This is a genomic window from Allobosea sp. Root483D1 (assembly GCF_001429505.1).
GTDB lineage: Bacteria > Pseudomonadota > Alphaproteobacteria > Rhizobiales > Beijerinckiaceae > Allobosea.
This window is the reverse complement of the sequence record NZ_LMJW01000023.1, coordinates 343,460-367,264: the sequence shown is the minus strand read 5'-3', so window position 1 is coordinate 367,264 and position 23,805 is coordinate 343,460. Positions and strand designations below refer to the sequence as shown.

Genomic DNA, 23,805 nt, shown 5'->3' with positions numbered 1-23,805 from the left:
GACCCGCGCCAAGGACGATCTGCACCTCATGGTGCCGCAGCGCTTTTTCACGCATGGCCAGTCAGCGACTGGCGATCGCCATGTCTACGCAGCACGCACGCGCTTCATCCCCACCAACCTGCTGAAACATTTTGAGCGGCGGGCATGGCCCCTGGCAGCCCCTTCGGATCAGCGAGCGCCTTCGGGCGTACCGAAGGTCGACGTGCGAGCGAAGATGCGCGGGATGTGGCGTTAGCGCAGCGCGTTTTCCGCGAAGTCAAAAAAAGCCGAGGCGTGAACCCCGGCTTCATCGCTTCGGCAGGCGCTTCAGTCAGGCCCGCGAGATACCCTGCACTGCCGGCTTTTTACCTCGTTCCGAACAAGGCCATCAGGTCGAGCTCTTCGTCCCGATGCTTGCCGCCGAGCTGAGCGGCCATCCACGCGGCGACTGCACCGACAAGCAGGGCTGCGGCCGTCAGGAAGGCCGAAATCACACCCATCCGGCGCGCCCGCTCGGCAGTCTGCTTCGCGGATTCCTTTGCCTGGTTCAGGCGTGCGAACGCATCGTCGATGCGCTTTTCCGCTTCCGGCTGCGCGATGTTCGTGTGGGTCGCCATCCGGCTTGCGACATAGGAGCGATCGGACGGGTCGAGCTGTCCGCTCGAGAGGCTGCGCACCAGAATGCGGGTGGCTTCCACGCGCTCGGCGAACGTTCCCGGCTCCGTGCCGGTCGACCGCGTCAACATATCGACTGCGGAACCCAGCGGATCGGGCTGCTGGCTAAGGGCCGCTCCGGCAGCGGTGGTCGCGGCCGCGGCTCCAGTCGCCTCTGTCCGCGCAATACCAGCGACCGAAGATGCGGCCAATCCGGCGATCAGCAATTCTCCGATGGCCCAGACGACCAGACCGTGCGCGCCGTCTCTCACGTGGCGTTCGTGCATGCTTTCTTCGGCGGCCGGGCGCCTCATTCGGCCCGACAGGTAGCCACCCGCGGCGGAGGCCGTCGCGAGGATAGCGACGCCGTTCCAAGTCTTCTGCCCCTGCCAGACAACGCCATAGCCGGCCGCGCGAATATCCGCTTCGGGGAACTCTCGATCCGCGCATTCGAGTTCCTGCAGGCAAGGCGATGTCCGGGTTGGCGTGCTGGAGCCAGGCGAGCAGATTTGGAAGACGCCTGCGGACGTTGTTGATGTTGTAGGTTGCGATCGCCCGTCGCTCATGACGGGGCCGAGCTCGACGAGCATTCATGGCGCCGAAACCGCAAGGGGTTACCGCGGGTTCCACTGGACATGACAGGGAAAGAGATACCCGCGCCACAAACAGCCCTCCCGGTCGAGGCGGGCTCCGGCGAGATCGCAGTCAGCGCCACGGAGGCTGGTCGGGGCGCGCTCGTGTCGTTTCCTTTCGATGCAGCGACGGTCGAGCGCTTCAAGGTGGCGTTTCCGCGGGCCCGCTGGCGCGGGGGCGAGATGGCGTGGTTCGTGCCGGGCAAGACGGCGCAAAAGCGCGTCGCGCGTTGGCTGGAACGGGAGCTCGTGGCGCTGACGGATTTCGAAGACGAGCGCGGCCGCGACGCCTTCAGCTTCGAGCAGATCGACAGTCCCTACCTCTCGGTTGCGGACGGGCTGGTTGTGAGAACGCCGTACTCGCAGACAGTGATCGACGAGCTCCGCGCAGTTCCGTTTGCTCGCTGGGATCGAGAACGGCGCGCCTGGCTTGTCCCGTTCCGATCTTACGAGGCGCTGCGAGCCCGCTGGCCTCGGATCGAAACCGCTGCGGCTCGGGCTGAGCCAGCCGAACGTGCCGGGCGCCGCAGCCAGCCCCAATCCGAGGAGCAGGCGAGAACACTCGACCAGGCACGCGAGCGTCGTCGGCGGCGCTATCCGATTTCCATGAGCGAAGTGCCGCCGGAATGGCCGGTGATGACCGCGATCGGGCCGATCGTCGTGACTGGCAGCCACGGCGAGCTGGTCGACAGGGCGGAGTTCGTTGGGCTCTATCCTCATCTAGCCGAAGAGGAGACCTATGTCTGGGTCAGCTGGCGGTCTCCTACACTTGAGGAACTCGTTCGCAGCTGGCCTGCACGTCGTCCCGCCACCAGCGAAGAGCGGCAACGGGGCTGGTGGCAGCCCACGCTGGAGGAATTGCGCCCGGCCCGGCGCAAGGCCCGTTCAATCGAGCGGGCGACTGCTACCCGCAGAAGCGCACGCGGCTGAGCCCGTCTTGGCCTCCGCGCCGAACGGAACGGCAGAACTCGCCGATCGTGTCGGAACGAAGCACACCATCAGATGTTGACGAGGGCCATCTGACCTGAGGCGGGCGCCCGGCAATGTTTGAAGGTTTCACTCTCGACTTCGTCCGGGTCAGCGACGCCACGTTGCGTGTGCGCCATGGTGGCGAGGGGCCGCCTTTACTGCTGCTCCACGGCCATCCGCGGACGCATACGACCTGGCATCGCGTCGCGCCTTTGCTGGCAACGGAATTCCATGTCGTCTGTCCGGACTTGCGCGGGTTCGGCCAATCCTCGCAGCCGCCAGACCTGCCCGACCACTCTGGATCATCCAAGCGCGCCAAGGCCCTCGACTGCCTGGAATTGATGGTGCGGCTGGGATTCGAGCGCTTCTACCTAGCAGGCCACGACCGTGGCTCATACACCGCCTTTCGGCTGGCGATGGATCATCCCGGCGCCGTCGAACGGCTGGCTGTGATGGACGGCGTTCCGATCCTGGAGGCGCTGGAGCGTTGCACGGAGAAGTTCGCGAGGCTCTGGTGGCATTGGTTCTTCTTTTGCCAGCCGGACAAGCCCGAGCGGGCAATCCTGGCCGATCCACTGAAATGGTATGGTGTCGACCCTCAAGCGATGGGGCCTGAGAACTACGCCGACTTCCTCGCGGCAATCCAAAATCCCGATATTGTTCATGGCATGATAGAAGATTATCGCGCCGGCCCGGCGATCGACCGTTTCCACGATGAGGCCGATCGCAAACAAGGGCGCGGCTTGCAATGCCCACTGTTATGTCTTTGGTCGGAACGCGACGATCTGCCTGACCTCTATGGCGATGTCCTGGATGTCTGGCGCCCATGGGCACCGGATCGGCAGGGGCATGCGATCGCGAGTGGCCACCATATGGCGGAGGAGGCGCCGGAAGAGGTCGCGCAGGCGCTTCGACAGTTTTTCACGGGCCGCTGAAAACTTGAGCCAGAGATAGAGAACCCCGCTTACCGGGCCGAAGCGTTCCGTCAGTCGCCTGGCTGCTGAAACAGGACATGATCGTCCCGGGCGGACTGCTCGCGCTGCAATGCTGCTAACAGCGGACAAGGTGCATTCGTAAGGCTTGGAATTGGCGGACGAGTGGCCTGAAGGAAGGCCGCTGCTCGCGCACGCGGAGCGCCGGTGACTTTGCTCGCCGTGTTCAGGGCGCTGCTGTTCCGAGCGCTGCAGCTAGTATGTCGGCGAGGCCGCGCCCAGCGCTGCCGTCTTCATCAAGGCGAGGATTGTAGATAGTGATCTCGATGCCGACTGCCTTGCCGCTCGCCAAGGCTACTCGAAGCGCGGCCCCTAGTTCGTCCCGTGACAGTCCTCCCGGCATACGAAAATCGACAGCCGGCATGATGACGTCGTCAAGGCAATCGGCGTCGAGATGGATGAAGAAGCCGTCCAGTCCCTCTCGCGTCAGGTGACCGACCGCTTCGCGCGCGCGGCTTCGATACCCATCGCGCGCACGACGGGGAGGTCAATCACCTTGAGCTCGTTGGGGAGCGGCTGGCTCCCGTACTCCTCCTGATCCTTATGATCACGATACGCGAACGCGACAGCATCTTCGGGACGGACGAGAGGCCCGCGACCTTCGATGTCGGCCAGGAGCGACGGGCCGTAGCCGGTAACGAAGGCGAGGTCCATCGAGGCGCCTTCACCGTTGGGTTCCGCCGCGGGCTGGAAGAAATCGGCGTTGCCGTCGATGAAGAACAGGCCGTAGCGGCCGCGCCGTCGAAGCGCGAGCATCGAGCCCAGCAGGATCGTGCAATCGCCGCCCAGCACGACTGGAAATTCGCCCGCGTCTAGCACCGCCGCCACCGCATCGGCGAGCTTGGGCGACCACGCCGCGATTGCCCTGGCATTCAGGGTGCCAGTCTCGGGATCGGGCGTAGGGTCCTTCGGAGGCACCGTCAGCCGCCCGGCGCGGCGCGCACGGATGCGCTCCGCGAGACCGAGATCCAAGAGTCGGTCGGGCAGGCGCTCTACTCCGTCCGTCGCGAGGCCCAATGTGGAAGGGGCTTCGAGAATTGCATAGGGAAGGGTCGGCACTGGAGCCTCCGTCAGTCATTATTTTGCGGAGTAGGTCACTGCCTCGATTTTGTGACCGTCTGGATCGCGGACGAACGCGCCATAATAGTTGGCATCGTAGTTCGGCCGCAGTCCTGGAGCGCCGTCGTCGCTGCCACCAAATTCTAGTGCCGCTGCGTAAAATCGATCGACCATCGAACGGTCCTCGACAGCAAACGCGATATGAGTGCCATTGCCCACGGTCGCTGGTTTGCCATCAATCGGAACCTGAACGCTGAAGTGAAACGTGCCGCTTCCGTAACCTAGTCCATCCTCGTCCTCCGCCATCGGCACAATGCCGACGATGGGCAAAACGGCATCGTAGAAGCGCTTCGAACGCCCAACATCATTCGTCCCAACCGAAACATGGTGGATCACGACTACCTCCGTTCAGCTGTGTCGTGGATTCTAACGAGGACCGCACCCCGCCCTCTCGGCGCTTTACCCCTATTCGCCGCCCAGTGATCAACCAACGGGCCGTCGCGACCGAGCACGGGGTGGATGCGGGGAAACGGCAATCGGTGATCGCGCGCGAATTTCGGGCGTAGCCGCCTCGCGCAAGATGTCGCCCTGCTGGTCTGTCGGATAAGCTCCGACGACGAGCAGATGCTCGCTGGCCGAGCAGCCGCAGTGCCCTGTGCCGGCTGGCAGGACGAAAACATCGCCGGCGGGAACACGAAGCTCCTCCGCCATCGCCGCCGATAATCAGCACTGCATGGCCGGAGGCGATGCCGAGCACCTCATGTCCCTGCGCCATCGCGGCGGCCAGTCGTTCTCAGCGAAACGCTGCTCCATCTGGCGCGCAAGATCGCTGGCAGCGGACGAGAATGCCGCCTCATAGATCAGCACCGGCAACCGCGGATTATTGAAATTCCGCCGCGCGGCTCGAGCTGGAGTGCCCTGATCGGTTTCATGCACGTTGTCCTCCGGCCTCCACTCAACGCGCCGGGATGCAGAACGTTCGGCGCCAACGAGCATGACTGGAACGGTCGGTTGGCGACCTCTTCCGAGGAATCTCGACGTTCCCACGATATGTCTCCGCGGCGCGCCCGTCACGTCAGGCGCAGGCCGGGAGGATGAGTACGCCCAGCGTCGTCCAACCGATCGCCACTAAGCTCAACCAGGCGAGTCCAAGGCCGGCGCGGACTTGAAACCCTAGCGTGGCGCTCCGTCCTTCTCCAGCCCTCGGGCGGAGCCGGCCCGCGATCAGCAGAACGGCGACGGACGCAGCGGCAACGACAATCGCGCCATGCCAGCCAGGCTCGCCCAGGCGCGTGCAGATCAGCGATTCCGAGGCATAGGCGACGAGGAAGAAGGCGGCCCAGGCGGCCGGCCCGGCGAGCCAGCCAAAGGAGCGCCTCGCCGCTTTTGCGTCGGCGCTCATGGCGCGCCCACCAGTCGCGGAAAGCCGTGCGTCAGCGCGAGCCCAAGCAGGCTTTGGCCGATGGTATAACCCCAGAGCAGTGCGAGATTGTCGAAGATCACGCGGCGGAAGCGATCAAGCTGACCTGTCAGGACCCGGTAGATGGCGAAGCCCGCCATGACCACGATCGCAGCGGCGAGCTGAGCTTGCAGGACAGCGTTGGCGTAGACCATCGCGGTATAGCCGCTGGCCTGCGGCCGGAGGCCTGACCGCCAGTGCGACCAGAGATCGAGGCCGAGCGCACTCAGCAGGGCCGCGATGCCCGCTGTGACGAGGAGTGCGACGGCGCCGCGGCGCAAGCGGTCTGCACCAAGTAGCCTGTGGGCCGAGAACAGGCCGCCGGCGCTCCCTGCCATCAGCAGCACACTCGCCCAAACCCATCCAGCTGGCGGCAGGCCATCCCGCCCCGGCCACTGCTGCGGCGCGACGGTCCAGAGATAGAGATATCCGAACAGGTAGGAGAGATAGAGCGCGGCAGCGACCAGCATCAGCACAACCATCGCCCACCAGGAATGAGAATCCGGGCCGGAGGCGTAGGTCGGCAACTGGACCCCGCCGCCGATGTCGACCGTCCCAACCGACGGCGGATCGCTCTCGCGCATCCAGACCAGCATCGAGACGACGGCCGCGACGCCGCAAGCCAGCGCAATCACGACCGCCTTTACCGTCAGGAGCAGGAAGAAGCCGGCCGTGAAGACGGCTGCGAGCACATGCGCCCAGCCGGGCCCGGGCAGGCGCAGCAGGTAGTCCGGTCTGGCCTCGACCGCCGAGGTGACGATGGTCTCGCGCCTCCCCGTCATGGTGCCGGGAAGATAGTAACGGCCAGCCTCGACATCGCGGGCCAGGTTCGGCTGGTCCCAGAGCGGGTCGCGGCTGGTAACGATAGGAATGCTGCGCGCCGCGAAAGTATGGTTCGGCAGCCATTCGAGCGTGTTGGCCTGCCAGATGTCGCCGGCCGGCTCGGCGCTGGTTGGCCGCAGGTTTCGCGCGAGATCGATCAGGAACACGAGCACGCCAAGGGCCAGCATGAAGGCACCGAGCGTGGAGATGAGGTTGAGCGTGTCCCAGCCCATCCCCGCCGGATAGGTGTAGACGCGGCGCGGCATGCCGATCAGCCCGGTCACATGCATCGGCAGGAAGGCGATGTTGAAGCCGCAGAAGATCAGGCCGAACGCCCATTTGCCCAGCCGCTCCGACAGTGCTCGACGGCTGAAGGCCGGCGCCCAATAATAGAAGGCGGCGAAGAGCGGGAAGACCATTCCGCCGAACAGCACGTAATGCAGATGGGCGACGACGAAATAGGTGTCGTGCGCCTGCCGGTCGAATGGCACGAGCGCGACCATCACCCCGGTCAGGCCGCCGAGCGTGAAGATGACGAGGAAGCCGATCACGAACAGCGCGGCGACCGTCAGCTTGAGCCGCCCGGCGGCTATCGTCGCGATCCAGGCGAAGACCTGGATGCCGCTCGGCACTGCCACCGCCATGCTCGCCGCCGAGAAAAAGCCGAGCGAGCGCGCCGGGATACCGGTGGTGAACATGTGGTGCACCCACAGGCCGAAGCTGAAGAAGCCGACCGCGATCAGCGCGACCACGATCAGCCGGTAGCCGACCAGCGATGCGCCCGTCATCGCCGGCACGATCATCGAGACCATGCCGGCCGCTGGCAGGAAGATGATGTAGACCTCGGGATGGCCGAAAAACCAGAACAGGTGCTGCCAGAGCAGCGGGTCGCCACCACGCGCCGCAATGAAGAAGGGCCAGTCGAAGGCGCGCTCGAGCTCGAGCAGGATGGTCGCCAGGATTACTGCCGGGAAGGCGAACACGACCATGAAGGCGAAGATCAGCATGGTCCAGGCGAAGATCGGCATCCGGGCCAGCGTCATGCCGGGCGCACGGGTGCGCAGCACGCCGACAATGATCTCGATCGCCCCGGCGATTGCCGAGATCTCGATGAAGCCGATGCCGAGCAGCCACCAGTCGACGCCGATATCGGGCGAATAGCGTGTGCCGGTCAGCGGCGGGTACATGAACCAGCCGCCCGAGGGCGCGGTGCCGAAGAACAGCGTCGAGAAGAAAACCAGCCCGCCGACGAGATAGGCCCAGAAGGCAAAGGCGCCGAGCCGCGGGAACGGCAGATCACGCGCGCCAAGCATTTGCGGCAGCAAGAGCACGCCGACCGCCTCGACCGCGGGCACGGCGAAGAGGAACATCATCACCGTGCCGTGCATGGTGAAAATCTGGTTGTAGGTCTCCTGGCTGAGGAAGGCATTGCCTGGCGCCGCCAGCTGCAGCCGCATCAGCAGACCGAGGATGCCGGCGAGCAGGAAGAACAGGAAGGCCGTAGCGATATAGAAGCCGCCGATCACGGTGTTGTTGACGGCGCTGAGGATGCGCCAGCCCTTCGGGACCTCCCATACCTGTTTCAGCGCGGTGAGCTCGCCCGCCGGCCGCGGCAGCGGGTTCGGCAGAGCCTCGGCCGGGCTCGGACTTCCATTGTCATTCGCGGTCATCTCAGGCTCGCGAGATAGGCGGCGAGCGCATCGAGCTCGGCCTGTGTGAAGATGCGGAAGGGGGGCATCAGATTGCCGGGCTTCAGGCTCTGCCCGTCGGAGATGAAACGGGCGAGGTTCTCGCGCCCGGCGAGAATGGTCCCGGCGGCGAGGAAACGGCGCTCACCGACGCGTGACAGATCGGGTCCGATCGTGCCTTCGGAGGCAGTCCCGCGCACGGCATGGCAGCCGCCGCAACCCGCCGAGAGGAAGAGCTCGGAGCCGCGCCGCTCGGCTTCGCCGGTGGCAATCGGCGCCGCGCGCTGGCCGGCCGAAAGCCAGGTGTCGAATTCAGCTTGCGGCAATGCGACGATCTCCAGCGCCATCAGTGCGTGCGGCCCCCCGCAATATTCGGCGCACTGCCCGCGATAGACTCCGGCGCGCTCGGCCTTGAGGCGGAGCCGGTTGGTCCGGCCGGGGATCATGTCGAGCTTGCCGCCGAGGCTTGGGACCCAGAAGCTGTGGATCACATCGGCCGAGCGCAGTTGGAACTCGACCTCGACCCCGACCGGGATGCGGATCTCGTTGGCTTCGGCAAAGGTGTTGCCGTCTCGGTCGCGATAGCCGAGCCGCCACCACCATTGCTCGCCGGTGACCTCGATGCGCAGCGCCGGCTGCGCTTCGACCGCGAGGCTCTCGCGCATCAGCCAGAGGCCGTAGCCGAGCAGCGCCGTCAGCGTGATCACCGGGAAGGCGATGCCTCCGACCCGGATCGCTTTGTCTCCGGCGAGTGCGGCGCGCTGGCCGGCAGAGCCCCGGATCGCAAGCCAGAGCGCGCCCATGACGACGAGCATCACCACACCGGCTCCGCCGAAGACGATGATGGCGAGCAGCGCGATACGCTCCGCCTCCGGTCCATGCGCCGCCATGACCGACTGCCGATCCGTGCACGCTGCGAGCACGGACGACACAGCGACCCCCAGGAGTGTCGTCAGCGATCTCATCGCCGTGCCTGGGCCGGAGCCGGAAGCGGCAGGCTGGCGAAATAGGCGGCGGCATCGGCCACCTGCTGCGGCGTCAACCGGCGCGCGATCGGAGCCATGACGATCCCGCCTGGCGTCCTGGCGTTGAAGCCCTCGCGCCAGGCGGCGAGCTGGCTCGCGAGATAACGTTGCGGCTGGCCCGACAACCGCGGATAGGCCGGCAGCCCCGCATCACCATGGCAGGTCAGGCAGGCGGGGACCTGACGGTCCGGATCGCCCCGCCCGGCGAGAACGGCACCACGCCCGACGGCGCTCTCATCCGGGGTCGATGCCTGAGACGGACGAGTTGGCGACGGCAGCCTCGCATAGAAGGCGGCGAGGTCGCGGATCGCCTTGTCGCCGAGCTCGGCGGCGGCGACCTGCATGATACCGCTGTCGCGTTCGCGATTGCGGTAGGCGCGCAGGGCCATCTCGAGCATTTCCTGCGGCTGGCCATGCAGCACCGGCACGAGCTCGCTGCGTGGGCCCTTCTCCAGTCCGTGACAGCGGGCGCAGGCCTCGACCGTGTCGATCCGGTCCTCGCCGCTGACAATCTGGCGAGCGGTCTCCGGCCGGGGCTCGATCTCTCCCAGCGCCAGAGCCTTGTAGGATTCGGCGTCGAGCGAAGGCAGCCGGCGCAGGAAGGCGACGAGAGCCCAAACCTCGTCATCGCGCCCCTGCACCGGCCAGGCCGGCATTCCGGTGTATTTGATGCCGTGGCGGACGATCCAGAACAGCTGCTGGTCGGTCCACTCCGCCAACTTGCCGTCCAGTTCCGGCGGAGGCGGCAGCATCTTCAGGGCTGCAGCGCCGACCGGCGTGCCGGGCGAGCCATGGCAGAAGGCGCAGCCGGCATGGAAATGGCCCGCGCCCAATCGAACCAGGCTCTCGTCACTCAGGTCCGGCGGCGTCAGCGCCGGAGCATGCGTCCTGACCGAGCTTTCCATCCCGAAGCGCAGGAAGAAATCGACGACGGCCCAGTGGCCGCTGCTGGCGGCGACGCTGTAGAGCCCGGACCAGGCGAAGAGCATGATCGCGACGATACCGGCCGCGGCGAAGGCGAATACCGCGCCGAGCAGGTGCCGCCAGCTCTGCACCAGCCAATTGGCGGCCGCTCTAGCGCGCGCCGGCAGCATGACGATCGGGCTCATCGGCGATGCGGGACAGCAGGCGCGCCGCGACGACGACGCCGGCAGTGAGGTAGCTCAACGGGCAAGCGGTCACCATCAGCAGGCCCGCGAGCTGCTGGTCCTCCAGCGAGGATGGACCGCTGCTGCAGAAGGCCAGTGCCAAGCCAGCAAGCCCATAGAGATCGCGCGGTGCGAATATCAGGAGCGCGCCGAGCAGACAGGCGAATTTGCCGGTGAGCAGCAGGCCGGCGATGGCTCGCCAGCCTCCTGTCCGTTCCGCCGCAATGACGGCGAGCCAGAAAGCCAGCGCGACCGCGCCGAGCAGCAGCAGCATTGTCGCCTGCAGAAGCCCGGATAGGGCGGCGCTTTGCTGCGCGCCCGGCAGATGCCAGGCCCAGAGCAGGAAAAGCTGGGACGCGGCCGCGATCCACAAGGCCCGGGCGCCAAGCGTGGGTAGCCGCGCGGCTAAAAACACGGCCAATAGCGGCGCAGCGACGTTCATCAGCACGAGATGATGGGTCATCTGCAAGGACAATGGACCCAGATCGCTCAGCGGCAGCACCAGGAAACCCGCGGCGCACACGACCGCCGCGCTGACGAGCGGAGCGCTGCCCGGACCTGCGCCTTTCGTTTCCGTCATGCGCTCCCCCCGCTGCGATGCCGTGATGGGGCAACTGGCAGAGCTCGTCGCGGTTCCCTGAGGCTACAACGCGAACAAAACCGCCTGGCTCGCGTTCGAGCGGTAGTGCCCCGCACAGAACCCCACCATGGAGCCCGGCCATGCCCTGGTCCAGTCTCGCCAAGATCGCCGCGGCAGTCACCATTCTCATCGTTGCAGGAGGCACCGCCGCCGCACTCTGGAGCGGGCAGAAGGCCCTGCCCGAGCAAGCCGGATACGGGCCCGACCCGACGCTTCCCGAACCGCACGCATCCTGGCTCCCGACGCTCAAGGTCGCGAAGGCAGTCGGTTTCAAGGAAGGCGAGAAGCCGGACGTCGCCGCCGGCTTCCGGATCACCGCCTTCGCCAGCGCCCTCGACCATCCGCGCTGGCTCTACGAGTTACCGAACGGCGACGTCCTGGTGGCCGAGAGCAACGCGCCTCCCAAGCCCGAAGGCAAGGAAGGCGGCCTGCGTGGCTGGGTGCAGGGCCTGTTCATGCAAAGGGCCGGCGCCCGCGCGCCGAGCGCCAACCGCATCAGCCTGCTGCGCGATGCCGATGGCGACGGTGTCGCCGAGGTCAAGACCGCCTTCCTGGAGAAGCTGTCCTCACCTTTCGGCATGGCGCTGATCGGTGACCAGCTCTACGTTGCCAATGCCGATGCGGTGGTGCGCTTCCCCTACAAGCCAGGCGATACCCGGATTTCCGCAGCCGGCACCAAGGTCGCGGACCTGCCAGCCGGACGCAACCATCATTGGACCAAGAGCCTGCTGGCGAGCCCGGACGGGTCGCGGCTCTATGTCGGCGTCGGCTCAAATTCCAATGTCGGCGAGAACGGCATGGTCGAGGAAGAGCGGCGCGCCGCCGTGCTGGAGATCGACCCGGCGAGCGGCCGCAGCGAACTCTTCGCCACCGGCCTGCGCAACCCGGTCGGGATCGACTGGAACCCCGTCACCGGTGAGCTCTGGGTCGCCGTCAACGAGCGCGACGAGATCGGCCACGACCTGGTGCCGGACTTCATGACCTCGGTGAAGCGCGGCGGCTTCTATGGCTGGCCGTACAGCTATTTCGGCCAGCATGTCGACAGGCGCATCGAGCCGCAAAAGCCGGAACTGGTCGCAAAGGCGATCAAGCCGGACTACGCGCTCGGCTCGCATACCGCCTCGCTCGGACTCGCCTTCGTCAAGGCCGGAAAGTTCGACCAGAGTTTCCAGGACGGAGCGATCATCGGCCAGCATGGCTCATGGAACCGCAATCCGCCCGCCGGCTATCGCGTCATCTTCGTGCGGTTCGAAGGCGGCAAGCCGACAGGGCAGCCGGAAACGCTGATGGGCGGCTTCCTCAATGGAGCCGGCGAAGCGCGCGGCCGGCCTGTCGGCGTGCTTCCGGATTCGCGGGGCGGACTGCTGGTTGCCGATGATGTTGGCAACGTGATCTGGCGCATGGTTCGCGGGTGACCGGCCGGTCAGGGGTGGCCTTGCTGCTCTAGTCCACGAAGCGCACGGACACGCCGGGCTCCACCATCGCGGCGAGATGCTCGGCATCCCAGTTCGTCAGCCGGACGGAGCCATGCGAGGAGGTTCTTGCTCCCCCGCGAGGGGTCGGGCGTGCCTGGATGCCGAAATGATCTCCGTAAATTGGATCGCCGTCGCGGGAACGCTGGCCGCAGCCTGCTCAATGATCAGCTTCATCCCGCAGGCGTGGCGTATCGTCAAAAGTCGCGATACCAGTTCAATCTCGCCGATCGGCTTGCTTCTACGGCGTGAGTGCAAGTCAGAGATGGCCTGCAGCCTTGCCCGATCGGCCGAGCAAGCGAAGCTCGCGGCACTTGCGTGATCGCGAGCAGTTGGCGGAGCGTGTGAATGGGCTAGACACTGGCGTGGGTTTTTTGGCCCAGCGAACGGCAACAAGGCGCAAACAGTGACTTATCGCTTCGTTCATGCGGCAGATATTCATCTAGATTCGCCGCTGCGGTCACTCGCAATGCGCGACCCGAACATCGCCGATCTGATCGGAAACGCCACCCGGCGCGCCTTCGTGCGCGTCGTTGATCTCTGTCTCGACGAGCAGGTTGATGCACTGCTGCTGGCCGGCGATCTCTATGATGGCGACCAGACCTCGATGAAGACAGCGCGGTTCCTGGCCGAGCAGCTCCGTCGGCTGCATGAAGCTGGCATCCGCGTCTTCGTCATCCGCGGCAATCACGACGCGCTGTCGCGGATCAGCAAGGAACTGACCTTGCCGGAGTCCGTGAAGCTGTTCGGCGGCCGCGCCGAGGCGATTGCGATCGAGCGGGATAGTGGCCAGTTTCCCGTCGCGATCCACGGTCTCAGTTTCGCGCAGCCTCATGCCCCCGAAAGCCTGCTCGGCAAGTACAGGCCGCCGATCGAGGGCGCCGTGAATATCGGCCTGATGCATACAAGCCTCGCCGGCGCGGCCGGACATGATCTCTATGCGCCATGCAGCCTGGCTGATCTGCAGGGCGCTGGCTTTCGCTACTGGGCCCTCGGCCATGTCCATAAACGCGCGGTTGTGGAGGGCGGCTGCGCCATCGTGATGCCCGGCATGCCGCAGGGCCGCGACATCAACGAGGCCGGCGCCAAATCCGTGAGCCTGGTCACGATCGGCGACGATCGTTCGGTCCGGATCGAGGAGCGCGTCACCAGCATCGCGCAGTTCGAGAGGGTCGTGGTCGATGCGACGGGCATCGATGATTGGCGCGATCTTGTTGCGGCGCTGGCACGAGCGCTGGAGCAGGCGCGCGGCGACGTAACCTTGGAGCACCTTGTCGCCCGCTTGCGGGTGACGGGAGCGACGCCGCTGGCCTGGCGCATCCGGCGCGATCTCGATCTCCTCAAGACGGAAGCTGACGACCGGGCATCCGTCATCGGGAGCTGTTGGGTCGAGAAGCTCGAGGTCGATTGCCGGGCCCCGGGTGCGGTGGCTGGCGCTTCGGCTGATCCCCTCACCGAACTGCGCCGCCTGATCGACGAGGAGGTCATCGGCTCTGACGCATACCAGACCGAGGTCGCCGCCATTGCCGAGGAGCTAAGGACACAGCTTCCGCAGGAATGCCGCGGCATGCTCGGCTCGGATGAGCAGGCGTTCAAAGCGGCGATCGCGGTGCTGGTGAAGGACGGGTCCGAAGACGTACTCGCCCGACTCCATGCTGGTGCGGAAGGCGGCGTTTCCTGATGCGCCTGAAGTGCCTTGATCTCACACGCTACGGCAAGTTCACCGATCACCGCATCGAGTTTGGCGAGCAGGTGGAAGGCCAGCCCGATCTGCATATCGTCTACGGCCCCAATGAGGCTGGCAAATCAACCGCCCTGGCCGGATTCCTCGATCTTCTCTTCGGGATCGAAACGCGCAGCCGCTTCAACTTCATCCATCCCTATCCGACCATGCGCATTGGTGGGACATTGGAGCTCACAGGCGGTCCCCAGGAGCTCGTTCGGATCAAGCGGCCACAGAACAGCTTGCTCGATGTGCGCGACCAGCCGATTGCCGAAGGCACTCTCCTGGGAGAGCTTGGCGGCATCGACCGCGAATCCTATCGCACCATGTTCTCGCTCGACGATGCGACACTGGAGGCTGGCGGCGAAAGCATCCTGTCGAGCAAAGGCGATCTCGGTCAGTTGCTGTTTTCCGCGAGCGCAGGCCTGGCCGATCTCAGCAAAGGCCTCGTCGATCTCAAGACCGAGGCCGAGGGCTTCTACAAGTACCGCGCCCGCAGCGGCGAGCTGTCGGAGCTCAAGACCCGTCTCGCGGAACTCAAGGCGGAGCGGGAACGGATCGACACCCTGGCGTCGGACTATGCCCAGCTCATCGAAGCTCGCGATCGGGCTGCCATCCAGTACGAAGAGGCGATCGTCAGCCGCGGCAAGATCCAGGCGCGCATGGACGAGATCCAGCGCCATCTGAACGCCTTGCCGCGCCTGGCGGATCTGCGTGCGCTTCGCGAGCGCATCGCGCCCTTGGCAGACCTTCCCGATGCGCCGCGCGGCTGGGCCGAGGAGTTGCCGCAGTTGCAGAAGGACGAGATCGAACTCGGGATTCGCGCCCAAGGCCTGGCTGAGGAGATCGCGGAACTGTCAGGGCAACTGGACGCGATCGTGGTGGATGAGACGGCGCTGCGGCTGGCCGACAAGGTCGAGCGGCTCGCTGATCTGCGCGCCCGCCATGTCACGGCCGAGAAGGATATCCCTGAGCGCCGCCTGCAATTGCGCGAGGCCGAATTCGCGATCTCCACGATCCTGGGCCGCATCGAGCGGACCGGAGAGACAAATCCCCATCGCCTTGTTTTGGGGGCCTCTGTCGTCGGTGCTCTTCGCGCGCTGATCGAGACGCGCTCCGGCATCGAGGCCGCGCTGAAATCGGCAACCAGCGAGCTGTCCGAGGCTCGTCGGCGATCGGACGACGCACAGGTGAGGCTGCGCAAGGCCGGCGGCGATTCGGAGACGGGGCAGGGGCGACAGACACGGATGTCATCGCTCGCGGTGAGCGTTGCGACCGCGCGGGCGGACGACCATGCGGCGCGTCGCCGGCTGGCCGAACGGGCTCGTGATGCCGCCCGCGCGATGTTGGCGGATCGCCTGCGCGAGCTGCGGCCCTGGAACGGTGACATCGACGAGCTCGTCGACCTGGCTGCTCCCGCTGCGGCGGAGATTCAGCGCTGGACGCTGGTGATTGATGAGACGCAGAAGCGGATCGATCAGCATGCCGGCGACGTCGAGCGCCTGGCGACTGAGCAGATCCGCCTAACGGCCGAGCTGGACGGGCTCAATGGGATCTCAGGTCTCGTCTCTGATCAGGAAGCCGCGAACATCCGCGCGACCCGGGAGCAGGCCTGGGCCGAGCATCGGGGCAAGCTCGATACCGCTTCTGCCGACGGCTTTGAAGCTGCACTTCGACGTGACGATATCGTCACGAGTGGACGGCTCGGTCATATGGCGGATGTCGCAAAACTCCATCAGGTGAGCCAGGCGCTGGCCATTGCGAAGGCAGAGTGCCACCGCGCCATCGCACTTCGGGACGCCGCGACATCAGCGATGCAGGACCTTCAGCGCGAGGTTGCGGCAGCTATTGCTGCGACCTGTCCGGCGCTGTCAGACAACATGCCGCTGGCTCAGTTCGAAGCCTGGCTCGCTCGTCGGGGCAGGGCTTTGGAAGCGCGAGCGCTCGTCCATGCAGCGGAAAACGATCTTCGTGAGGCGCAGGCCGACGCCGTGGCTGTGCGCGATAGGCTGGTCGGCGCGCTTGGCGCGGCCGGTTTGCCGCAGGATCCCGACGCTCGGTTCGAGACGCTGCTGGTCGCAGGGCAGGGGGTGATCGATCGGGAGGTCGAGCTGAAGGCGTTGCGGGCCAGCCTGGAGGACCGGCAACGCGATCTGTCGAGCCGCGAACGCGAGGTCGAAAAGGCCACAGGGGCCGATCGGGACTGGAGCGCCTCATGGACCAAAGCCTGCTCGGCCTGTTGGCTGGGAGAGGGCGGCACAGTGCCGACGCTTGCCACAGTTCGCGAAATCCTCGCAGCCATCACCGAACTCGGGCCCGTGCTGGAGAAGAAGGCTGGCCTCGTCGACCGGATCGGCAAGATGGAGAAGGATCAGTCCGCATTTCGCGATGAGACTGAAGCGCTCGGCGGTGAGATGGGGATCGTTGCGCCGTCGGGAAATATCCTGGATCTGGCGCAAGCAGTCAGCGCTCGGGTTCAGGAGGCCCACGCCGAACGTGCGAGGCGGGCGACCGTGGCCCAAAATCTCGAGGCTGCTCGTAGGCGGCGGCGTATGCTCTCCGAGACGCTGGCGGTTCACGATCGCCGCAAGATGGAGATGATCGTATTTTTCGGCGTCGCGACCTTGGCGGAAGTCTCTGGCAAGCTGGCGGCCATCGAGAAGAGGTCGGAATTGGTTGCACAATTCGAGGCTGCCGAGCGTGACATCCTCGCTGCTCTTCGGCTGTCCACGATAGACGAGGCGCAAGCCGTTCTCGATCGTGCCGATCGCACTGCCCTGGAGGCTGAGCTTGTCGAGAAAACGGCCCGCTTCGATGATCAGGACCAGCGCAGCCGTGACATGTTCTCCGTCCACAGCAAGGCGCTCGACCGGGTCGAGGCCGTCGGCGGTGATGGCGCCGTGGCGAGGATCGAGGAAGAAAAACGCACGCTGCTGCTCGATATCGAGGATCGCGCGCTGCGTTATCTTAGGCTGAAGCTTGGCGCCGCTGCTGCCGAACAGGCGCTGCGCGCCTATCGTGACCGGCATCGCAGCTCGATGATGGCGCGCGCCTCGCAGGCCTTTGCGACGATCAGCCGTGGCGCCTATGCGGGACTCTCCGCCCAGCCGGAGAAAGACGGTGAGATCCTGATAGCACTTGCAGCCGGTGGAGGCTCGAAAGAGGCGGCAGAGCTATCGAAGGGGACGCGTTTCCAGCTCTATCTCGCGCTGCGCGTCGCGGGATATTACGAATTCGTTGCCTCGCGGCAGCCGGTGCCGTTCATTGCCGACGACATCATGGAGACTTTTGATGATTTCCGGGCCGAGGAGGCGTTCCGGCTCTTCGGCGAGATGGCGCAGGTCGGGCAGGTGATCTACCTCACGCACCACCCGCATCTATGTGAGATCGCGCGACGGGTATGCTCCGGCGCCACCGTTCACGAGCTTGCCGCTGGTTCGCAATGACGCTCGATGAATATCATCGCGGAATGCCAATCAAGGAGATCTTCCTTGTCCGGTCGGCCCAGCCCGTGCAGGGTGACGGCGCCAATGATGCCTCTCGTACGATCTCGGCGTGGTCCGTCACATCCAGCGCCCGCGTCCTCGTGACGAGCGAGGGCGTCTCGGTCGAGACCGGCAAAGCCGGCGTCTCAGCCTAGCGACGCATTCATTCTAGCACCTCACCACGAGACCGGAAAATTCTTCGCGACAGCGCGGTATATTAAAAAGAACAAGCGCCCTCTCGTCTCCATAGAACGGGGCCCCCTTCCCGCTGCCTACCCGATTTCGCCGACTGGAGACGGTCAGGCCTTTCCGGGCGAGGCTTGCGAGGCCATCACCTCCTCGGTGAAGATCTCGAACCGCTGAAGTCCGTGCGGACCGTAGGTGTGGATCATCGGGATATCCGCGGCGTCGCGCCCTCTTGCGACCAGCACGCGACCGATACGCGGCATGTTGTGGCGGGCGTCGAAGACGTACCACTTGCCCCCGAGATAGGCCTCGAACCAAGCGTTGTAGTCCATTGGCGCAGGATCACGGGGCACGCCGATATCTCCGAGGAAGCCGTTGCAGTACCGCGCCGGAATGTTCATGGCACGACATAGGGCGATGGCGAGATGGGTGAAATCCCGGCATACACCGACGCGTTCATTCATCGCTTGAACCGCAGTACGCGTGTTTCTGGCGAACTGATAATCGAATTGGATCTACGCGTTCACGTAGTTGCAGATTTGCTGAACCCGATTCCAACCTGGGGCAAAATTGCCGAACAAGTTCCACGCGGTCGCAGATAGTTCGTCGACCTCACAGTACCGGCTGGCGAGAGTATATTCGGTGACCTCAGCCGGCAGGTCGGCTGGCCAGACTTCCGGAGCGTCCTTATCGAATTCGTCCGGAAGCCCCGGGTCGCTGACGATCACATCGTTTGTGAAGACCGCGCCGCCCTGCGGTATGACCAGCCGCCGACACTGGTTGCCGAAGCTGTCGTTGTATTCCTCGACCCGCACATTCTTGCCGTCGACGATCGAGTTAATCTGCGGCTTCGGCTGACGAACCATGTCCTTCCTGCGGCTAGGGTGAGGATCGAGCAGGACCACCTTGGGTGTTGGTTGTGCGGTGACGATCTCGATCCGGTAGCCGACGCGAATTTGCATTGCGCTGTCTCTAAGAGAGATGATGAAGCGCAACATTCCGGGGTGACTTGATGTTCCCCGATAATCTTCGGTCCTGGACCAAGGTCTCGTTTCCGCCCATGGCGCGAACCGATTGGAACTCGCCACGGCTGAGGCAAAGTGGGCAGGTCCTGAGCGACGTGGGCGCGCGAGAGGGGCGCCTGGAACCCTCGAACCTTATTGGTGTTCTAAAGAAGCTCGCCTGATTGCAGGTGGCGTTCGCATTGGGGGCTGCGGTGTCCAATCTGGCTGATTGCGCCATTTTTTTCGCGCCAGTATCGAGCACTTCCGCGTTTGCGAACGGATTGGTGCGCGCTCACGCAACAGGCCACTTCGGAAAAGGTTTCGTCCAGTATAAGGTCCCTCGGCCCGAGGTAATCACGTTCGTGGGTGAGCAGTCAGCCGTGCAGGTGAGCGCATCGCGCCGGGCTTCCAGTTTGCTCACAGGTTTCGAACATCGACCTTTGGGAGAACAAGCCCTCACAAGATTCGACTGAGATAGTTGCTTTCAAACGGCATATTCATGCCGGTGTCGCGATGAAGGAAGCTGAACGATGCCTGCGATCGATCCTCGGTCGGTCATGCCAAATCCAGCAACGAAGTCGCCAACTGATAGCGTCGCCAATGTCGCTATCGGAGCATTCATCATTGCCGCGCTGTATTTCGGACGCGAGGTTTTCGTACCGTTCGCGCTTGCCATCCTGTTCAGTTTCGTTCTGGCTCCGTTGGTCAAAGGATTGCAAAAACTTCGTATTCCACGAGCACTGGCGGTCTTCACGGTTGTCCTGATCGCGTTCGCGACCTTGGCTACTTTGACGATGGCTATGGTTGGCCAAGCGACCCAACTGGCTGGGCAGCTGCCGACCTATCAAAGCACGATGCGCGCAAAGATCGCCGCGCTTAAAGGTTCGGAAGCGGGGAGTGGGGTCCTTAGCCGGGCAGCGGATGTTCTGCAGGACCTGAGCAAGGAACTTGACCGCCCCAAAGCTGAATTTCCCCCTTCGACTGAGATTGCTGGCCGTTCTCTAGAAGGGCGCCCAATCCCAGTCGAAGTTCACCAACCCGAGCCCGGCGCGATCGAAACTCTGCAGGCATTTTTGTCGCCGCTGCTTCACCCTCTAACCACCACGGGCATCGTTCTGATCTTCGTGGTTTTCATCCTTCTGAAGCGCGAGGACCTTCGAAATCGCTTCATCCGGTTGACTGGAACCTACGACCTGCAGAAGACCACGGCCGCGTTCGATGATGCCGCGAGGCGCTTGAGCCGACTGTTTCTCACCCAACTCATCGTCAACGCAGGATTTGGAGTGGTGATCGGTTGCGGCCTTTGGGCCATTGGCGTTCCCAGTTCGCTGCTATGGGGCATTCTGGCGGCGATCCTGCGCTTCATACCCTATCTCGGGGCCGTGCTTTCCGCCGTCTTCCCGATGGTGATCGCCGCATCGGTCGATCCTGGGTGGATGATGCTCGCGTTGACAGCCGGTTTGTTTTTGATCGCTGAACCGCTTGTGGGACATGTAATCGAACCGTTGGCCTATGGCCGCTCTACCGGACTATCGCCTGTCGCCATCGTGGTCGCAGCGACATTCTGGACCTGGTTATGGGGCCCCATCGGCCTCGTTCTGGCGACACCATTGACCGTTTGCCTGGTGGTATTGGGCCGATATGTCGAAAGACTGGAATTTCTGGACGTCATGCTCGGAGATCGGCCTCCGCTGTCGGCCCCGGAGATCTTCTATCAACGCATCCTTGCTGGAGATCCGGCGGAAGCAGCCGACAAGGCTGAGGAGGTTTTGAAGGAACGCTCACTCTCTGCTTATTATGACGAGGTCGCGCTCGAGGGGTTGCGGCTCGCTGCAGCGGATGAGGCGCGTGGCGTTCTCGATGCCTCTCGTCGAAACCAAATTCTTGCGACAGTGCGGGACGTCGTTGAGGACCTGTCCGACCATGACGACAGCCGGCCCGCACTGGACGTTGCCACAGCAGATGCGGAGACCGAAGCCGCCGTTGAACAGACCAATGAGAGTGAAGGCGCTTCCGATCTGCCGATTCTCGCCCCGGCTGAGCTTGGCGAGACGTTCACGGGCCGCGATCGCGTCATCTGTATCGGCGCAAGGTCACAGCTCGACGAGGCGGCTGCACTGATGCTGAGTCAGATCTTGGAAAAGCACGGTTTGGCAGCGGAGGCCTTGCCGCCAAACACCTTGTTGACTTCGGGCATGGTGCAACTTGCGGGGCGCGATCCTGCCTTGATCTGCCTTTGCTATATCGGCCCGCAGAATGCTGCTCACATGAAATACGCCCTCAGACGCCTTCGCCGTCACATGCCCTTGGCGATCCTTGTTCTTGGGCAGCTGTCGCAGGTTTCGGATCCCAAAGCGGACGAGAAAGGCCCGTTGCTGGCCGATGCTGTGGAAACCTCTCTCCGAGGCGTCTGTAGGGTCTGTCTGAAATTCGCGGCGAAGGGAATTCCGACGTGACCAGAAACCTACGATTCTCAATGCCCTGTTGTCTGCAACGTCACGCCGCAGCCTCGACGTTCGCGTGAAGGTGAATTTTCGACGCCACCCTCTCCTCATTGGCCTGGTTTCGGCTGCTATCGGCGCCCTCGGTTATCTGACCGTCAGCAACCTTTTGCCGGAGCCGCAAGAACTGCGGCAACCGCTCCCGCATCATTTGGTGTCCTCGGATCGTCAGCTGAAGACATCGATGGGGGCGCTCTTCGGATCGAGCTATATTCCGGGGAACCGCGTGGAGACACTTGTCAACGGCGCCCAAATCTTCCCTTCGATGCTGCGCGCAATCCGTGAAGCGCGGCAAACGATCAGCTTCGAAACCTACATCTATTGGCGCGGTGCCATCGCCAATGAATTCGCGGATGCGCTCTCGATCAAGGCCCGCGAGGGCTTGAGCGTAAAAGTTCTGCTGGACTGGGTCGGTAGCCTCCCTATGGACGAGGGACTTATCAAGCGGATGCAGGATGCCGGCGTCGAGGTTGTCCGGTTCCGCCCTATCACATGGTACACCATCGATCGGGTGAACAACCGCACTCACCGGAAACTGCTGATCGTCGATGGACGCGTTGGCTTCACTGGCGGTGTCGGCATCGCCGATGAATGGAACGGCGATGCGCGTTCACCGAACGAGTGGCGTGACAATCACTATCGGTTGGAAGGACCGGCCACCGCGGAACTCCAGGCGGCGTTCGCCGAACATTGGATTGAGGCGACGGGCGAATTGTTGCTGGGCGATCGCTTTTTTCCAACACCCCAGCCGACGGGCGATCACGCAACCCAGGTTGTCATCAGCTCGACCCATCAGCGCAATGTCATGCACCTCATGCTGATGACGGCGCTTGCCTCAGCCCAGAAGAGTATCCGGATCGCCACGCCGTATTTCGTCCCTGATGAATTAACCAGGCGGCAGCTCCTGGACGCTCGCAAGCGCGGCGTGGACGTCCACATAATCGTCCCTGGGCCTCGGACCGATGCGCGCCTCGTCAGGAAGGCTTCCCGGCATCTTTGGGGCGACATGCTCGAGGCAGGTGTAAGAATCAGCGAATTTCAGCCCACGTTCTTCCACTGCAAGCTGGTGGTCGTTGACGACGTTTGGACCTCAGTCGGCTCGACAAATATCGATGACCGAGCCTTGAGGCTCAACGACGAGGCCAACATCAATCTGTTCGATCAGCAGTTCGCGAGCACTCAGATTGCCTTGTTCGACAAGGATGCCGCCGCATCCAAGCCCTACACCTTCTCAGACTGGCAAAATCGCGCGGCAAATGAGAAGTTTTCAGACTGGCTCTCCAGCCTCGCAAGATCGCAGATCTGATTATCTCACTCAACATTCTGGCAATGGCGAGTGTCGCACCGGACGCCGTCCTTCTGGCCACAGTTCGACATTCTCATCTGATTAAATCCGCGGGCAGCTCGTTGACGGACGGCGAGATGCGGGCTTTGATTTTATTAAACTGGACCTCGCTCAGCGTGTAAAATTGGCTACCCGGCTTCGTACGTTGCCCGCCCACTCCCGCGGCGTCCTGTATGTCTTTGCTGCCACCGTCGCCTGGAGCGTCAGTGGGATTTACGCGCGCCTGCTGACGACGGACGCGTGGACAGCGATCGCATGGCGATCGCTGTTTGCCGCCCTTTTCCTTATCGTCCCAATGGCGATGTTCGGCGGCACAGGAACGCGTCGAGAGTGGAAATCGATTTTCGGACGCACCGGTATGGCGATGATTGCCTGCCAGACAATCAGCCAGGCTGCGTTCATCGGCGCCTACTACTCAACCAGCGTAGCCAATGTCGCCGTCATCTATGCGACTGCACCACTAATCGCGGCCATTCTCGGCTGGGCGCTGCTGAAGGAGGCCATCGCGTTACGCACGATGTATGCAGGCCTTGGCTGCCTCATCGGCGTTGCGATTATCGTCTCGTCATCCATGGGAGGTGGGCGGATCATTGGCGATCTTCTCGCCCTCCTGATGACCGCGACGTTTGCCGTGGTCATCGTTATCCCGAGACTCGACCCGGAACTCCCAGCAATGCCGCCGATCTTCATCAGCGCGGCACTGACTTTTCTGCTCTTCGTGCCCTTCAGTTCCGTAGGTTCGCTGGATGCCCTTAACTGGCTCGTTTTGGCGGCCTTCGGCGCCACTAATTTCGCGGTCGCACTGGTCTTGTTCATTATCGGTGCGAGGCATCTAGCGCCAGCCGAGGCAGCTCTGATTGGCGCCACCGAAATCGTCATGACTCCTGTCTGGGTCTGGCTTCTGTTCTCAGAGCAGCCACCAACTGCGACGCTGGTCGGCGGGGCGGTGATATTTGCTTCGGTCGTCTGGTATACCGCGTTGGAGCGACGGGGCGCAGAAGGTTAGGAGCAGATTTTACCGC

At 63.9% G+C, this 23,805-nt stretch carries 19 protein-coding genes and 2 pseudogenes; 10 read left to right on the top strand and 11 right to left on the bottom strand.

What is annotated here, in order from left to right:
• A pseudogene (locus tag ASE66_RS33010) lies at window positions 1-235 on the top strand (ATP-dependent helicase); the annotation flags it as partial.
• Between the two features lie 109 nt (window positions 236-344).
• Here the strand turns inward: ASE66_RS33010 and ASE66_RS34130 are convergent.
• Window positions 345-1,223 carry a hypothetical protein gene (locus ASE66_RS34130; RefSeq protein ID WP_057193770.1) on the bottom strand — a complete coding sequence of 293 codons (879 nt, stop codon included), beginning with the start codon at window positions 1,221-1,223 and terminating at the stop codon, window positions 345-347.
• 45 nt (window positions 1,224-1,268) lie between these two features.
• Here ASE66_RS34130 and ASE66_RS30785 point away from each other — a divergent pair, with 45 nt between their 5' ends.
• A complete protein-coding gene (locus tag ASE66_RS30785; protein WP_244495133.1) occupies window positions 1,269-2,195 on the top strand; it encodes a hypothetical protein in 927 nt (308 codons plus the stop codon).
• Window positions 2,196-2,308: 113 nt separating this feature from the next.
• A complete protein-coding gene (locus ASE66_RS30780; protein WP_057193769.1) occupies window positions 2,309-3,169 on the top strand; it encodes an alpha/beta fold hydrolase in 861 nt (286 codons plus the stop codon).
• 223 nt (window positions 3,170-3,392) lie between these two features.
• Here ASE66_RS30780 and ASE66_RS30775 read toward each other — a convergent pair.
• The 7 genes and pseudogenes from ASE66_RS30775 to ASE66_RS30745 all read right to left on the bottom strand — a co-directional run bounded on the left by ASE66_RS30775 (window position 3,393) and on the right by ASE66_RS30745 (window position 11,007).
• A pseudogene (locus tag ASE66_RS30775) lies at window positions 3,393-4,285 on the bottom strand (arginase family protein).
• A gap of 18 nt (window positions 4,286-4,303) precedes the next feature.
• Window positions 4,304-4,681, bottom strand: a complete 378-nt coding sequence (locus ASE66_RS30770) for a VOC family protein (protein WP_057193768.1) — start codon at window positions 4,679-4,681, stop codon at window positions 4,304-4,306.
• Window positions 4,682-5,360: 679 nt separating this feature from the next.
• Complete coding sequence (locus ASE66_RS30765; RefSeq protein WP_057193767.1) at window positions 5,361-5,687, bottom strand: hypothetical protein; 327 nt, start codon at window positions 5,685-5,687, stop codon at window positions 5,361-5,363.
• Window positions 5,684-8,236, bottom strand: coding sequence for a cytochrome c oxidase subunit I (gene ctaD, locus ASE66_RS30760; RefSeq protein WP_057193766.1), 2,553 nt, complete (start codon window positions 8,234-8,236; stop codon window positions 5,684-5,686). Before ctaD ends, ASE66_RS30765 begins: the two co-directional genes overlap by 4 nt.
• Window positions 8,233-9,144, bottom strand: coding sequence for a cytochrome c oxidase subunit II (gene coxB, locus ASE66_RS30755; RefSeq protein ID WP_244495132.1), 912 nt, complete (start codon window positions 9,142-9,144; stop codon window positions 8,233-8,235). Before coxB ends, ctaD begins: the two co-directional genes overlap by 4 nt.
• A 71-nt stretch (window positions 9,145-9,215) precedes the next feature.
• Window positions 9,216-10,388 (bottom strand): c-type cytochrome, encoded by a 1,173-nt coding sequence (locus tag ASE66_RS30750; RefSeq protein WP_082613884.1) that lies wholly within the window; start codon window positions 10,386-10,388, stop codon window positions 9,216-9,218.
• On the bottom strand, window positions 10,354-11,007 hold the full coding sequence (locus ASE66_RS30745; protein ID WP_057193763.1) for a cytochrome c oxidase assembly protein: 654 nt from the start codon (window positions 11,005-11,007) through the stop codon (window positions 10,354-10,356). Before ASE66_RS30745 ends, ASE66_RS30750 begins: the two co-directional genes overlap by 35 nt.
• A gap of 140 nt (window positions 11,008-11,147) precedes the next feature.
• On the opposite strand from ASE66_RS30745, the gene ASE66_RS30740 reads away from it, so the two are divergent.
• Window positions 11,148-12,482, top strand: coding sequence for a PQQ-dependent sugar dehydrogenase (locus ASE66_RS30740; RefSeq protein WP_057193762.1), 1,335 nt, complete (start codon window positions 11,148-11,150; stop codon window positions 12,480-12,482).
• Window positions 12,483-12,510: 28 nt separating this feature from the next.
• Here ASE66_RS30740 and ASE66_RS34125 read toward each other — a convergent pair whose 3' ends face one another.
• Complete coding sequence (locus ASE66_RS34125; protein WP_413814312.1) at window positions 12,511-12,642, bottom strand: L,D-transpeptidase; 132 nt, start codon at window positions 12,640-12,642, stop codon at window positions 12,511-12,513.
• Window positions 12,643-12,648: 6 nt separating this feature from the next.
• Here ASE66_RS34125 and ASE66_RS30735 point away from each other — a divergent pair, with 6 nt between their 5' ends.
• The 3 genes from ASE66_RS30735 (at window position 12,649) to ASE66_RS30725 (ending at window position 17,708) form a co-directional block, all read left to right on the top strand.
• A complete protein-coding gene (locus ASE66_RS30735) occupies window positions 12,649-12,861 on the top strand; it encodes a PQ-loop repeat-containing protein (protein WP_057193761.1) in 213 nt (70 codons plus the stop codon).
• Window positions 12,862-12,945: 84 nt separating this feature from the next.
• Complete coding sequence (locus tag ASE66_RS30730; RefSeq protein WP_057193760.1) at window positions 12,946-14,220, top strand: metallophosphoesterase family protein; 1,275 nt, start codon at window positions 12,946-12,948, stop codon at window positions 14,218-14,220.
• Complete coding sequence (locus ASE66_RS30725) at window positions 14,220-17,708, top strand: ATP-binding protein (RefSeq protein ID WP_057193759.1); 3,489 nt, start codon at window positions 14,220-14,222, stop codon at window positions 17,706-17,708. The genes ASE66_RS30730 and ASE66_RS30725 overlap by 1 nt, the downstream gene beginning before the upstream one ends.
• 338 nt (window positions 17,709-18,046) lie before the next feature.
• Here ASE66_RS30725 and ASE66_RS33865 read toward each other — a convergent pair whose 3' ends face one another.
• Window positions 18,047-18,448, bottom strand: coding sequence for a transglutaminase family protein (locus tag ASE66_RS33865; RefSeq protein WP_320409806.1), 402 nt, complete (start codon window positions 18,446-18,448; stop codon window positions 18,047-18,049).
• Window positions 18,449-18,931: a hypothetical protein gene (locus ASE66_RS33860; protein WP_320409800.1), complete on the bottom strand. Its 483-nt coding sequence runs from the start codon at window positions 18,929-18,931 to the stop codon at window positions 18,449-18,451.
• A gap of 536 nt (window positions 18,932-19,467) precedes the next feature.
• Between ASE66_RS33860 and ASE66_RS30710 the strand changes: the two genes are divergently transcribed.
• From ASE66_RS30710 to ASE66_RS30700, 3 genes are all read left to right on the top strand, one after another.
• On the top strand, window positions 19,468-21,393 hold the full coding sequence (locus ASE66_RS30710; RefSeq protein ID WP_156412424.1) for an AI-2E family transporter: 1,926 nt from the start codon (window positions 19,468-19,470) through the stop codon (window positions 21,391-21,393).
• A 64-nt stretch (window positions 21,394-21,457) separates the two neighbouring features.
• Window positions 21,458-22,744, top strand: a complete 1,287-nt coding sequence (locus tag ASE66_RS30705) for a phospholipase D-like domain-containing protein (RefSeq protein WP_156412423.1) — start codon at window positions 21,458-21,460, stop codon at window positions 22,742-22,744.
• Window positions 22,745-22,928: 184 nt separating this feature from the next.
• Window positions 22,929-23,789 carry a DMT family transporter gene (locus ASE66_RS30700; protein WP_244495131.1) on the top strand — a complete coding sequence of 287 codons (861 nt, stop codon included), beginning with the start codon at window positions 22,929-22,931 and terminating at the stop codon, window positions 23,787-23,789.
• Window positions 23,790-23,805 lie beyond the last annotated feature (16 nt).

Excerpts from the sequence above, each read along its gene's own strand:
- ASE66_RS30710 (WP_156412424.1), top strand. The coding sequence starts at position 19,468 with ATGCCTGCGATCGATCCTCGGTCGGTCATGCCAAATCCAGCAACGAAG.
- ASE66_RS30740 (WP_057193762.1), top strand. The coding sequence starts at position 11,148 with ATGCCCTGGTCCAGTCTCGCCAAGATCGCCGCGGCAGTCACCATTCTC.
- ASE66_RS30750 (WP_082613884.1), bottom strand. The coding sequence starts at position 10,388 with ATGAGCCCGATCGTCATGCTGCCGGCGCGCGCTAGAGCGGCCGCCAAT.
- ctaD (WP_057193766.1), bottom strand. The coding sequence starts at position 8,236 with ATGACCGCGAATGACAATGGAAGTCCGAGCCCGGCCGAGGCTCTGCCG.
- ASE66_RS30765 (WP_057193767.1), bottom strand. The coding sequence starts at position 5,687 with ATGAGCGCCGACGCAAAAGCGGCGAGGCGCTCCTTTGGCTGGCTCGCC.
- ASE66_RS30785 (WP_244495133.1), top strand. The coding sequence starts at position 1,269 with ATGACAGGGAAAGAGATACCCGCGCCACAAACAGCCCTCCCGGTCGAG.
- ASE66_RS33860 (WP_320409800.1), bottom strand. The coding sequence starts at position 18,931 with ATGTTGCGCTTCATCATCTCTCTTAGAGACAGCGCAATGCAAATTCGC.
- ASE66_RS34130 (WP_057193770.1), bottom strand. The coding sequence starts at position 1,223 with ATGCTCGTCGAGCTCGGCCCCGTCATGAGCGACGGGCGATCGCAACCT.
- ASE66_RS30735 (WP_057193761.1), top strand. The coding sequence starts at position 12,649 with ATGATCTCCGTAAATTGGATCGCCGTCGCGGGAACGCTGGCCGCAGCC.
- ASE66_RS30780 (WP_057193769.1), top strand. The coding sequence starts at position 2,309 with ATGTTTGAAGGTTTCACTCTCGACTTCGTCCGGGTCAGCGACGCCACG.
- ASE66_RS30745 (WP_057193763.1), bottom strand. The coding sequence starts at position 11,007 with ATGACGGAAACGAAAGGCGCAGGTCCGGGCAGCGCTCCGCTCGTCAGC.
- ASE66_RS30725 (WP_057193759.1), top strand. The coding sequence starts at position 14,220 with ATGCGCCTGAAGTGCCTTGATCTCACACGCTACGGCAAGTTCACCGAT.
- coxB (WP_244495132.1), bottom strand. The coding sequence starts at position 9,144 with ATGGCGGCGCATGGACCGGAGGCGGAGCGTATCGCGCTGCTCGCCATC.